The sequence below is a fragment of the Okeania sp. SIO2C9 genome (assembly GCF_010672455.1).
In the GTDB taxonomy this organism is placed as follows: domain Bacteria; phylum Cyanobacteriota; class Cyanobacteriia; order Cyanobacteriales; family Microcoleaceae; genus Okeania.
This window is the reverse complement of record NZ_JAAHGO010000056.1, coordinates 1-12,510: the sequence shown is the minus strand read 5'-3', so window position 1 is coordinate 12,510 and position 12,510 is coordinate 1. Positions and strand designations below refer to the sequence as shown.

10 protein-coding genes and 1 pseudogene are annotated in these 12,510 nt (G+C 37.3%); 6 read left to right on the top strand and 5 right to left on the bottom strand.

Going from position 1 to position 12,510, the window contains the following annotated elements:
• Positions 1-831: 831 nt before the first annotated feature.
• Complete coding sequence (locus tag F6K23_RS29485) at positions 832-1,467, bottom strand: TIGR02281 family clan AA aspartic protease (RefSeq protein WP_293162396.1); 636 nt, start codon at positions 1,465-1,467, stop codon at positions 832-834.
• Positions 1,468-1,720: 253 nt separating this feature from the next.
• Here F6K23_RS29485 and carA point away from each other — a divergent pair, with 253 nt between their 5' ends.
• The 5 genes from carA (at position 1,721) to F6K23_RS29460 (ending at position 6,751) form a co-directional block, all read left to right on the top strand.
• Complete coding sequence (carA, locus tag F6K23_RS29480; RefSeq protein ID WP_293162393.1) at positions 1,721-2,881, top strand: glutamine-hydrolyzing carbamoyl-phosphate synthase small subunit; 1,161 nt, start codon at positions 1,721-1,723, stop codon at positions 2,879-2,881.
• Positions 2,882-3,036: 155 nt separating this feature from the next.
• Complete coding sequence (locus F6K23_RS29475) at positions 3,037-3,414, top strand: STAS domain-containing protein (RefSeq protein WP_367267857.1); 378 nt, start codon at positions 3,037-3,039, stop codon at positions 3,412-3,414.
• Between the two features lie 250 nt (positions 3,415-3,664).
• Positions 3,665-4,066: a Mini-ribonuclease 3 gene (locus F6K23_RS29470; protein WP_293162390.1), complete on the top strand. Its 402-nt coding sequence runs from the start codon at positions 3,665-3,667 to the stop codon at positions 4,064-4,066.
• A gap of 1,236 nt (positions 4,067-5,302) precedes the next feature.
• Positions 5,303-6,166: a 23S rRNA (guanosine(2251)-2'-O)-methyltransferase RlmB gene (gene rlmB / locus F6K23_RS29465; RefSeq protein ID WP_293162387.1), complete on the top strand. Its 864-nt coding sequence runs from the start codon at positions 5,303-5,305 to the stop codon at positions 6,164-6,166.
• Positions 6,167-6,466: 300 nt separating this feature from the next.
• Entirely contained in the window at positions 6,467-6,751 is a 285-nt protein-coding gene (locus F6K23_RS29460) for a DUF1816 domain-containing protein (RefSeq protein ID WP_293162385.1), read from the top strand.
• A 281-nt stretch (positions 6,752-7,032) separates the two neighbouring features.
• Here F6K23_RS29460 and F6K23_RS29455 read toward each other — a convergent pair whose 3' ends face one another.
• Positions 7,033-7,851 (bottom strand): alpha/beta fold hydrolase, encoded by an 819-nt coding sequence (locus F6K23_RS29455; protein ID WP_293162383.1) that lies wholly within the window; start codon positions 7,849-7,851, stop codon positions 7,033-7,035.
• 792 nt (positions 7,852-8,643) lie between these two features.
• On the opposite strand from F6K23_RS29455, the gene F6K23_RS29450 reads away from it, so the two are divergent.
• Positions 8,644-9,195: a sugar O-acetyltransferase gene (locus F6K23_RS29450; protein ID WP_293162380.1), complete on the top strand. Its 552-nt coding sequence runs from the start codon at positions 8,644-8,646 to the stop codon at positions 9,193-9,195.
• 614 nt (positions 9,196-9,809) lie between these two features.
• Here the strand turns inward: F6K23_RS29450 and F6K23_RS29445 are convergent.
• The 3 genes and pseudogenes from F6K23_RS29445 to F6K23_RS29435 form a co-directional block, all read right to left on the bottom strand.
• Positions 9,810-11,114 (bottom strand): serine hydrolase, encoded by a 1,305-nt coding sequence (locus F6K23_RS29445; RefSeq protein ID WP_293162377.1) that lies wholly within the window; start codon positions 11,112-11,114, stop codon positions 9,810-9,812.
• Between the two features lie 507 nt (positions 11,115-11,621).
• Positions 11,622-11,831, bottom strand: a pseudogene (locus F6K23_RS29440) (response regulator); the annotation flags it as partial.
• 354 nt (positions 11,832-12,185) lie between these two features.
• Positions 12,186-12,510: hypothetical protein (locus tag F6K23_RS29435; protein ID WP_367267856.1), on the bottom strand; the 325-nt coding region annotated here is incomplete at its 5' end.

Sequence of the window (12,510 nt, the reverse complement as noted above, 5' to 3'; positions counted from 1 at the left end):
AGAAATAATCGATAATTTCTGTACGATAGTCCTGTGAAATTAAGCGATCGAAAAAACTTTCTCTTTCTTATGCCTTAAGACTCCCTCTTCTTCCCTTCTGATATAGAATCCGGTTATATAATATATGTTGATCAGGACTTATATCATGTCCGCTTGAATACTTATACTTTAATGGAAGGAAGGCAGAGGGCAGATTGAAACTTAATTTTATACACAAATGATGCTACCGGACATGATATGAGATGGAAGATATAGTTTTTGAGCGATGTATCAACTTAATGAAACAGCGATCGCTCATTCAAGGTCTTACTTGTTTTCGTTGGTGGCCTACTGATAATTTATCAAGTGCTTGAAGAGTGGCGATCGCTCCGGGCAATTATTTTTTTTCTTCTTCCATTATACACAAACGATGCTACCGGACATGATATTACTCCTAGTGTCTAGTTACAAAAATTAGTAATATTATTTTTGAGTTGACTTTATTTGATTTTAGGTGAGTTTAGGCTTTTTTCATTCTTATAATAAATATATTAACTTATACAATTAGACACTAGCTCCTCCCTCATTCCCATTTCTCCTGTCTCCAGTATAGCTGTCTCCTGTCTTCTACCCCTACTAAAAGACTAGTGAAGCGCAAACCTACATATAGCGAGGGTGCCATTCGGAGCTTGGCGGAACGCCAATACCATTCACCCCTACAAATGCTGCTTTAAAAGTTAATTTGCGTAAGTCCTGTTGATAATTCTATAATTACTTCAATATTTAATCGGACCCACTCCCCTATTCCCCTACTCCCCTACTCCCCACACTTTAATGCAACCAGATATGAAATTAGCTATTAGAACGTGCTCGTAACTCCACTACATCTTCCTTAATTGTCATATCATAACTACCAAAAAAGTTTTGTCCTAGTAAACCCTTTTCTTTATCTGGAGGAGCAACAGCAACATTAAACTGGTTAATTGTTAAACCTCCTGCAGAAATAGAACTGACGATACCAATTCCTAGTTCTACATTTTTACCATCAGCTAAAGTGAAAGTTCTTTTGTCAAAAGGCAAAACTTTCAAAGCGGTTGCCATTTCTTGAGTGATTAAAGTAGAACTAGCACCAGTATCCAGTATCATTTCATAAGTTTGATTACCATTAAAAGTAACATCAATTACAGGACTACCACCCCGACGACTTTTAATCGGAATTTCGTATATTCCTTCCGCCACCGTACTCGAAGTTGATACTTCTTCTGGTAACTCTTCTGGAAACAGACCACAAACTGATATTGTTAAATCTCTCCTATTTCCAAATTCATCAAGCAGAAAACATCCTGGATATTCTTGGGCGATCGCGGCAGCGCTATAGCCAAGGCCAAACCCTGTTATAGAAAGTAATGTTGTCAGCAATATTGATTGTATTTGCCCAAATCCAAATATTGTTTTAACCTGTTGCTTTTTTTCAGTATCCGATTTCATCTGCTTTACCTGACTTCTATTGCTAGAGTTGTAGAGTGAATAATTTTCGATCATAATTACTAAATTTTTTAAGAATTTTAACTATTTATTTACTGTAATATTTAATGGCTTAACTTAATTTTATCTTATTTGAATAGTGAGTGTAATCTGTACTTGTGACTACTACATATTTTGTTAACTTAATATACTCTCTATAACCTAAGTAGATATTTTGAGGCTATCTTTAAATACTAATTAATTGAGAGGAATTAAAATGTCAATCTCAGCTCAACCTGCATTACTGGTACTAGCAGATGGAACTACTTACCAAGGCTTTTCCTTTGGTGCCCCTGGAACTACTATTGGAGAAGTAGTATTTAATACAGGAATGACTGGTTATCAGGAAGTTCTGACAGACCCAAGTTATTGTGGGCAAATTGTTACTTTCACTTACCCAGAGTTGGGAAATACAGGGGTAAATCCTGAAGATGAAGAGTCCAATGAGCCACAAATCAAGGGCGCGATCGCTCGTAATATTTGTCCACGTCCTAGTAACTGGCGCTCTACTCAGTCTTTGTCAGAGTATCTTCAAGAACATAAAATTCCTGGAATTTATGGTATTGATACCCGTGCTTTGACCAAAAAAATTCGGACTTTAGGAGCAATGAATGGGGCAATTTCTACAGAAATTCTAGACCCAACTGAATTGCTACAAAAAGTTCAGTCTGCCCCTAGTATGGCAGGATTGAATTTAGTTCAGGGAGTAACAACTAAAGAAGTTTACCAATGGTCTGAACCTACTAATGCAACTTGGGAGTTTAATCCTTCTGTTTCTGGTTACAGTGGAGAACAGTATACAGTCGTGGCCATTGACTTTGGAGTGAAAAAAAATATCCTACGACGTTTAGCTAGCTATGGTTGTCGAGTTGTAGTTGTTCCTGCTAATACGCCACCAGAAGAAATTCTCAAGTATAACCCTGATGGTATTTTCCTTTCCAATGGTCCAGGAGACCCAGCTGCTGTTAACGAAGGTATTGAGACTACTAAAGAGTTACTAAAATCATCTAAACCTGTTTTTGGCATTTGTATGGGACACCAAGTCCTCGGTCTTGCTTTGGGAGCCGACACTTTTAAATTAAAGTTTGGCCACCGTGGTCTCAATCAGCCAGCAGGTTTACAGCAAAAAGTAGAGATTACAAGTCAAAATCATGGATTTGCAATTAATCCAGATTCTTTAGCTACTGAGGTAGAGATTACGCATCTTAACTTGAATGACCAAACTGTTGCCGGTTTACGACATAAATCTTTACCTTTGTTCTCAGTACAATACCACCCCGAAGCAAGTCCTGGTCCTCACGATGCTGATTACTTGTTTGAACGTTTTGTCCAGGTAATGCAAGATGAGCGGAAAGCTAAAGCCTCGAAATCAAAGTAGGATTTTACCTGCAAATTTTGTGTATTCCTTACTTAAATTGTAAAATTTTTGCATCATTTGTCTTTGAAAATAAGTTATCTGTAGGAGTAGACAAATTGCACATAAGAAAGTATAATTGATATTCGACTTATGCAAAATCAAGCTAGGAGGGTGTTATTCCTGAGCCTAAGCCATTAGCCCTGACTGTTAGCCTGAGATGCACTCATGAAGAGAGGAATAACTACCAGCTATTCCGCCTAACAGGGTTACTAGATGCCTTTTCAGAAGGTACTTTTAACAAAACGCTGAAGACAAAAATCGATCAAGGGCCAAAAAACATTATTTTGGATTTGTCCAAAATAGACTTTGTTGATAGCTCTGGGTTAGGAGCACTCGTACAACTGGTAAAGCATACCAAAGGATATGAAGAAGGTACGTTGCAAATAGTCTCCAATGCCCGTGTAAATCAAACTGTTAAATTGGTTCGTTTAGAGAAATTTTTGTCTTTACGGTCTTCATTAGATGAAGCTATAGAGAATGTCAAGAGTTCTTGACAAGGCCAGGCAATGACCGACTGTTTAATATAGCTATAGATGCTATCTCCCGTCAAAAATCAAAGGGCTAGACGGGAGTTGGTCAAGCCTGATTGAGATAGAAAAAACTAGAAAGATTGTGAAAACAAAATTTGGCCTGTATTGTTACATAGAAACTAAAACTTAAGTTAAGCAAAAATTTTTCTACGGGGATCTTAGAAGAAGGACAATTAATATTTGATCGAGTAGAAAAGCTGGTCTAATAAGGAGAATGCTCGGTTTGCAACAATTAAACCTTGTCGCGCTAACACCAACAGAAATTCAAAAAACTACACCCTCAGCTTGGGCATATCTGGGGGATGCTATTTATGAATTGTATGTTCGGAGCTACTACTTAATACCAGCCAAGCGATCACGGTCTTATCATCAACTGGTGGTAGCGCAAGTTAGAGCAGAAAGTCAAGCTCATCATTTACATAATTTAAAACCTCATCTTACTAGTTTAGAGTTAGATATTCTCAAGCGAGGACGCAACGCTGCTTTTGGGAAACCGAAAAGATTAGACCCAGAAGTTTATCAACAGGCTACAAGTTTAGAAGCTTTAATTGGGTACTTATATTTAACAGATCCTCAACGATTAAATCAATTACTAGGCTATATAGAATTAGATTAAAGAATAGAAAGAATTAAAAAGGTTAATTAAAAAGGGGTAAAAACAGAAGCCCAAATCCTACTTAAATATACTCTTTCCCTACTATTTTTCAAATTTTGGCAGTCCTGCAACGGTAACGGTATTGATTGAATTTAGGACAAATTACCTAATGATGTCAGCTATTATTACCTCAGCTCCAATTAAAAGAAAGCCTTCGAGGGATGGCGCCATTCGGAGTGGCTTTGTCTCTCTTCGGGTCTCCTCACCATATCCAATCGACCAAGAGAGAGGATGTATTTCGGTTTCTTTCTCACTCCCCGTCTTCCCATCTCCTCATCTCCCCCACTCCCCTACTCCCTGCTCTTGCGTGAGATTTGGTATAATATCATGTCCGCTGAGGCGCGTTTGTGTAAACCCAAGGGTGGATATCTATAGGAAATTTAGGTTTTTTCAAGCTTTTACAGCGCTTTTCAAATTGATGAACCACATCTTCACAAGCAAAATCTTGTAGGGACGTTCCATGGAACGTCCTTACTGTGGTCTACCCAAATGAAAACCGCTGTAAGCCTTCTTCCTTCTTCCCTCTTCCTCTCTTGGTGCGCTACCAGGTGCGTCTGTCGCCGACGCGGGTCGCACCGCTTCTTCCTTACCTTCGCGCTTACAATACCGATGCTACCGGACATGATATAAGATATATTTTCTGCTCCCTATCGGGTTAATGTACAACAAATAGTAATTTTCGCTCGAAAATTTAAGTAATTTGTAAATACCATTACTTTTAAAATTAGCCTTTAGAGTAGTTTTTATATTATGTTCGGTAGAACAGTTATAATTAGGCTCGTAGTTTTGCTTGAGCAATAATATAAGTATTGCAAGGGCTAGAGCAAAACTACAAACAAAAACTTTACTATAAGTAATTATCAGAAATTATCAGTAATTATCCGTTAGCGTAGCTCCCCCGGAGGGGGCAGATGATATTATATCATGTCCGAAGGCAATCGTTTGTGTAAACCCAAGGGTGAATATCTACAGGAAATTTAGGTTTTTTTCTTCCCTCTTGCTTCTTCCCTCTTGCTTCTTGCTTCTTCCTTACCTTTGCTATACAATACCGATGCTACCGGACATGATATTACTCCCTACTCCCTGGTATCTACTTATTATAAATGTTAAATTAATTTTGAACAAGTATTTATATTACCTGGGGCCTTATGGCCTATGCCCCCTGTATTAAGAATAAAACTAGATTTGATATGAGCTATGCCTATAAAACCTTCAAAATTTAACTATCAAGATAAACCCCAAAAACAGAAATCAATTAAACTCAAAAGTAGGCAGTCAAGCAATGATAATTTAGAGGCTACAAGGGAAGATGACGATCTAATCTATGGACGACATACTGTACAAGCAGCCCTCAAAAGTGAGCGTTCCTTAAACCGCATTTGGGTTATTCCGCCACTAAGATACGATCCCAGGTTTCATACATTGCTCAATGAGGCTAAAGCTAGAGGTACAATCATAGATGAAGTAGACGATAGACGTCTAGATCAAATTACCCACAGAAAAAATCATCAGGGTATTGCTGCTCAAATATCTCCTTACGAGTACAAAGAGCTTGACGAACTAATTTCTCAAGCTAAGTCTAAAACTGAGCAACCTATATTGCTAGTAGCTGATGGTCTCAACGATCCCCATAATTTAGGAGCCATTATTAGAACGGCAGAAGCTATGGGAGTGCAAGGTTTAATTATTCCACAAAGACGAGCAGTAGGAATAACTTCGACTGTAACAAAAGTTGCAGCAGGAGCTTTGGAAAATTTTCCGGTAGCTAGAGTTATTAATCTGAGTCGTGCTTTGGAAGAATTGAAGAAAGAGGGATTTTGGATATATGGTACTGTCGCTGATAATGGGGATCTGATTCATACCGTAAAGTTTACAGGAGCTATTGTTTTAGTTATTGGCAGTGAAGCAGAGGGTTTAAGCCTTCTCATCCAAAAAAATTGTGATGCCTTAGTATCTATACCAATGTCAGGGAATACACCTAGTCTCAATGTATCGGTAGCAACTGGTATGGCTCTTTATGAAATTCATAGACAACGCTGGTCAAAAAGTTTGCGTATATAGTGAAAAATATAATTGAAAAAATAGAAGTTGCGTAGTATAACAAAAATAGAGAGGAAAAGTATAGCTTAACATGGGTAAAACAGTTTTCTATAAGCTACTTCGTTACTACCAACGAAATAGATTTTGAAACTCCCAGTTCACTATCATAAACACTCTTTATAATTTGTATAGTTTAGTTATTGATTCACATTTTTCCTGGTAGTTTGTTGAGAACTTTTGCTCATAAAGTTACAAACATTGGCAGATGTGAGGATCAGTAACTTCAAAAGCAACTACTAATACAACAATTATTAACATCGTATGAAAGAAACATTGGTAAACTTATTAAATTTCTCTGGTTTGGCTTGGTGGGTTAAAATTTCTACTGCTAACCCTAGTTGCACTTATTATTTTGGACCTTTTTTGACACCTGAAGAAGCAAAATCTGCTGAAGCTGGCTATATAGAAGATTTAAAAGACGAAAGTGCTCAGGGTATTCAGGTGTTTATTGAGCAGTCTAAACCTGTGGAGTTAACTATTTATGATGAATTAGAAAATAGTAGTAATGAAACAGTAATAAATCCTGCTTTTAGTCCCCAAACTTAATCCTTTTCAGGAAATTATAAAATTTGAAGATAAATGGTGTTGCTGAATAATAGTATAACTTTGAAGTCAGTAGTCGATAAGAGTCAAAGATACTAAATAAACTACTAATTGCTTGATACTAGATAGAAAAATAGTAAAGCTTATTCATGACTCTTGATTTACTTTAATTTCAGTCTTGATATCTGTTTTCAGCAATGCCAATAAATTATAATTAGGAAATTATCAATTTTTCTGAATTTTGACTTTTAATTGACTTTTACAAGAATTTCTAATATGTTTGATTATTTTTGCTGATGCTGTATCCATTTTTTAATATCTGTTAGTACTTGCTGAGGAATTTCCCAAGGAAAAAGATGAGCGGTGTTAGGATAGCATTGCCAATGTGCATAATTGAGATGTAGAGCTGTTTCTTGACTAGACTCAGGTGTAATATGGCGATCGCTTGCCCCAGCTAATACTAAGCAAGGACATTGAATTTGTGGCAGAGCGCTCAATCTGTTATAGCCACTTCTTAAAGCTTGATTTAATGCTCTAGTGGCAAATTTAGAAGTTTGTAAATAGGCAGGAACGGCTTCTTTTGCTAAATATCTATAGGTGGCAGGAGTGTGTTGTTGAATGAGATATCTAAATAGCGATCGCTTGCCAAAAGTATCAATATTCCATTGCCATCCAGGCATAAACAAATTTATGATCCCTGCTAAAGCAGTATAAAAATTATCCTGCCAAGTAATAGGTGGATGATTGCCTCTAGGTCGTGCTGCGGTACCTATTAAAATCAGACCTGCAACTTTCTCTGGGTTTTTTAGAGCTAACTCCATTGCTATAATTCCACCTAACGACCATCCTAATATAAAATATTTGGGGATCTGAAGTTGGTCTAGGAGTGTTTCTAAATCTACTAAATGTTGAGTAATCTCAAAGTCTTTTTTCGTATAACTTTTGCCATAACCTCTTAAGTCAGGAGCAATAGTTTGAAAGTTTTCGCAGAGGGAATTGGTAAACACTGACATACATTGGGCAGAACCAGGATGTCCATGGAGGCAAAGAATGGGAAAACCTTCTCCTTTGACTTGAAAATGTAGTGGTAATGATGAGACCATGATTATATTTTCTGTAAAACTTTTTTTATATACCTTACCGAAAAATTGTGGGTATGCGCCTCCCCTTTTAAGGGGATAATAAGCGGTCGAGGGATGGCGAGGAAACCTGCGCCATATCCAATCGACTCCTGTGAAAAAAAATTTTCATGAATTTGTCAATCCTCTCCTTGAAAAGAAGAGGTAATTATTCATTATTCATTATTCATTGTTGAACTTGCTTTCAAGTCTAGTTAATATACTTACAGCAGATTGCAGGTAGATGAGGTACAAGTATAAATAGTAAAGTCTTTGTAGTGCGGGCATCTTACCCGCGACTGGTGTACCTCACTAATATGAAATATGCTGTAAATTACATCCTCAGGACTTATATCATGTTCGGTAGAACAGTTATAATTAGACTTGTAGTTTTGCTCTAGCCCAGCTATAAGTATTGTAAGGGCTAAAGCCCTACTACAAACAAGAATTTTATTATAACTAATCATCCGAACATGGTATTACGCAGAGACTCTACATATAGCGAGGGCGCCATTCGGAGCTTTGCGGAACGCAAATACCATTCGTCCCTACAAATGTTGGTTTAAAAGTCAATTTGCGTAAGTCCTGATCCTAATAACCATAATTCAGATAAAAAATTTACTCAACCCTTTTTATTTTTATCTTTTGGGTTTAATATCCCGCCGCCACTCGCGGTGTTTACAATTAGTTTGGGTTTGAGTCCCCATCAACTTTTTCCTTCTTCCTTGTTCAATCCTAAGTATTAATATCTATAATATGAAGTCAAACCAAAATCAAATGACAGAAAAGCAAAAAATGCTAAACGGGCAATATTATAATGCCTTTGATCAAGACTTACTAAAAGATAGACAAAGAGCTAAAGGTTTATGTCAAAAATTGAATAGTATTCCAGATGGTAGTCAAGAAGAAAGGGTCAAAATTATCAAAGATTTATTCCAAACCGATCGAAATTGTTGGATAGAATCTCCTTTTAGATGTGACTACGGGTATAACATCCAAATTGGAGATAATTTTTATGCCAACTTTGGTTGTGTTATTCTTGACTGCAATATTGTGAAAATTGGTAGTAATGTAAAGTTAGGTCCTAATGTACAAATTTATACTGCTACTCATCCAATAAATGTGACAGAAAGAATTGCAGGTAAAGAAATGGCTTATCCCATTGAAATAGGGAATAATGTTTGGGTCGCAGGGAGTTGTATCATTCTTCCTGGTTTAAAGGTGGGAAATAATACAGTTATTGGGGCTGGAAGTGTGGTAACAAAAGATATTCCTGAAAATGTTGTTGCAGTAGGGAACCCCTGTCGCGTAATCAAAGAAATTGAATGAGAAAAAGTTTCTAAGTATACACAATATTTACCGAAAAGCGACGTTGAAAGCCCCTGTGTTTTAACCGGGGGATGAAAACAAGGGAGTCGTTTAGACAAGACTTCTAAAGTTGTCCTGTGCTATAATCTGAATGTACAAATGTTTAGACAAAAGTAAACAGAAAGCTAGGTTGAGACGCTATGCTGACTGTGTAGGGGCACCGCGGAAATTGTCCCCAGAGAATATATCTTTGGTCAGCTAAGTAGAAAACGAAGCAACAAGGATTTATCCTGTTGCGTAGTATCAACTTAGAATCCCCTCGGCAACAGCTGCGAGGAGTAGTCAAAATGTCGCGTAATGGTTACAACAACGAGGGACAGCTGGCACGGGAGCAAGATGCTCCCACTGTTCTCGTAACAAAAATAATAACAATAGACATCTCCATCAAAAGAGGCAACAGGGAATAGGGGGGAATAATTGATAATTTATGGATAATAATTGATTTTATTTTTCATTTTTGGAGAATTCTAATGCACGACCAATGAAAATGTACCACCACTGAAAAATTCTCCCATCTCCCCTACCCCCCCCACTCCCCTACTCCATAAAATAGGTGGAGTCGTTAGTCATAATATCTAGAGCAAACCATCATTATCCATTAGATATTTTGCCACCTTATTAATAGAGGTACGAATTTGGGGGTCGCGCCCACCACGACTATCAATTACAGTTATTACATACACTTCACCATTAATACTTAATCCTAAAGTAGTACCCAGAGCGCGAGAATTTTCTCCCGTCTTTTCACCCAACCATTTGACTTCAGGTAATTCTTCTAGGGCAGCATATCCTAATAATCTATCCTTCTGACGGGCTAAAGCTTCTATCAATACATCAGAATTTGGATACTCATAATTATATATTGAGACCATCATATCCGTCAGTTCGTTGCTAGTTAGAGTATTGCGACCTTTACCAGGATTTTTGGGCATGATCCGGTTCCCCATCAGTTTGTAGTTGACACTCATCACTTTGTAGCCATCGTCTTTGAGAACTTTATTAATATAAGGTTGTCCTAAATAATCAATAAGTTGATTTGTGGCAATATTGCTACTGTGGTCAATCATTTGCCCAACCAGAATTTTGAGGGGGTAGGGTTTTCTTGCCCTAATTTCTGAGGCATCTTCGGTAAAGTTTCCCCTACTCACATATATAGGAGTATCTAAACTGATATTTTCTTTGGATACTTTCTGCATTGCTGCTACAGCAATTGGAACTTTAATTAAACTAGCAGGACTAGCGGGTGGTTTATTCCCGTTTAGGTCTAAACATTCTCGCCGGAGGTTACAAATAGCGATCGTTGCTCTGCTAGATAGACCACTGTCTTTACGAATTTTCTCTAAAAAGTTTGATTTTGTTAGGTTTAACTGATAATAAGAATCATCCAGACTACGCTGGTATTCTTCGATCTTTTTAGTAGTTTTTTCTGCTATCAATGAATCTGAGGGAATTGCCTCTAAATTATAAAGAGCTTGTTGCCAGAGGTGTTTTTCTGTTTCTCTCGTTTTGACAGTTGCATTTGGCGTTTCTCCTACTTCTGATGCTTGAGCACCAAGGGTTAATGCTTGACGCCAGTTATCATTTGCTCGTTGTTCAATTAATATTTGAACTTCAATTTCTTGTAATTTTTGTAGCAATTTTTGTTGCTTTTCTAATACAGTGTTATTATCATCAGAAAAGAATAATTGCTTTCTGGGAGTAGGTAGAGATTCTAATTTCGCAACTGTACGATCGCGCAGTTCATAGAGTTCTTTTAAAGACTGAGTATAAGATTCTTCTGCCCAGGAAATCTCTATATTCCCAATTGAAATTATAGTAATACTAGCTATTGTTGTTAAAGTGCTAGTCAGAATATGTCTGATTTTTAGTCTTCCATGCATTGAATTTGCCCCACACAAATAAATAATTTTCTGCTGACCAATAAAAATATAATCTTTTAATCTTTACTGTATCAACTTGTCTAACTGAATACAAATATATAGTCTTTTTTATTATATTTTAGTTATTTTGTCAACTCCCATTAATCTTTTAACAAAGTAAGCAGCAGGAAAGAGATAATAAATAGTAGTTTAAAAGCATATTTATTCAGGGTTCTTAGATAGTTTGATTTTCTGAGGGTGACAGGGAAATTCAAGGTAGAAAAATATAGACTTATAATTGGTTAGCATCTGTCGCACTTACTTGGATCATAAAACCAGTAAAAACAAGTTTATTCAAGATAATATTCAAATTTACCGAAAAATTGTGGGTACGCGCCTCCCCTTTTAAGGGGATAATAAATAAAAATTTTCATCCCTTTGTCAATCCTCTTCTTTTCAAGGAGAGGTAATTATTAATTATTAATTATTCATTATTCATTATTAATTATTGAAAATAAGTCTAAACATTCAAATGCTTAACATCCTTGTCCTTTGAACAAATACGATGAGAAAAATAACTGGAATATGGCTGGTATTGCGATCTGCTTTGAGACGACGATAGGTTTCAAAGCAATCAATACCAGACATTTGAATATCCAGTAAAATTAAATCTGGCTGATAATGTTGCAGGCGTTTGAGTGCCCTTTCTCCATCAATGGCGGTAGAAACAGTATATCCTGTATTGCGTAACCATTAGGAAATCTGGCGTTGGTGATTTTGGCTATGATTTTTTTCAATGGCGATCGCCTAAATACTAACAGGACTTACGCAGAAACTCTATATATATAGAGGGCGTTAGCGGAGCTTGGCGTTAGCCAATGCCATTCGCCCCTACAGATGGTGGTTTGACAGTCAATTTGCGTAAGTCCCGACTAATTAAAAAGCATTTTATACTTTATAAATTTAGCTTTCATAGCTTGATTCACCAATGCCGGAAATCTTTATAACTGTTTTTCCTCCTGTACGTCGCCAATCCCATCCCCTACCTGATATCAAATCCGTTTAATTCGGCACGTAAAAAATGTTCTATCTTCAACCATTACCAAATATTTCTCTCACTCCCCATCTCCCAATCTCCCAATCTCCCCATCTCCCCATCTCCCAATCTCCCCATCTCCCCATCTCCCAATCTCCCAATCTCCCAATCTCCCAATCTCCCAATCTCCCCATCTCCCCATCTCCCCATCTCCCCATCTCCCCATCTCCCCATCTCCCAATCTCCCAATCTCCCCATCTCCCAATCTCCCCATCTCCCCATCTCCCAATCTCCCCATCTCCCAATCTCCCACTCTCCCAATCTCCCAATCTCCCACTCTCCCAATCTCCCCACGCACACCTCTGACCTCCACCCACTCTT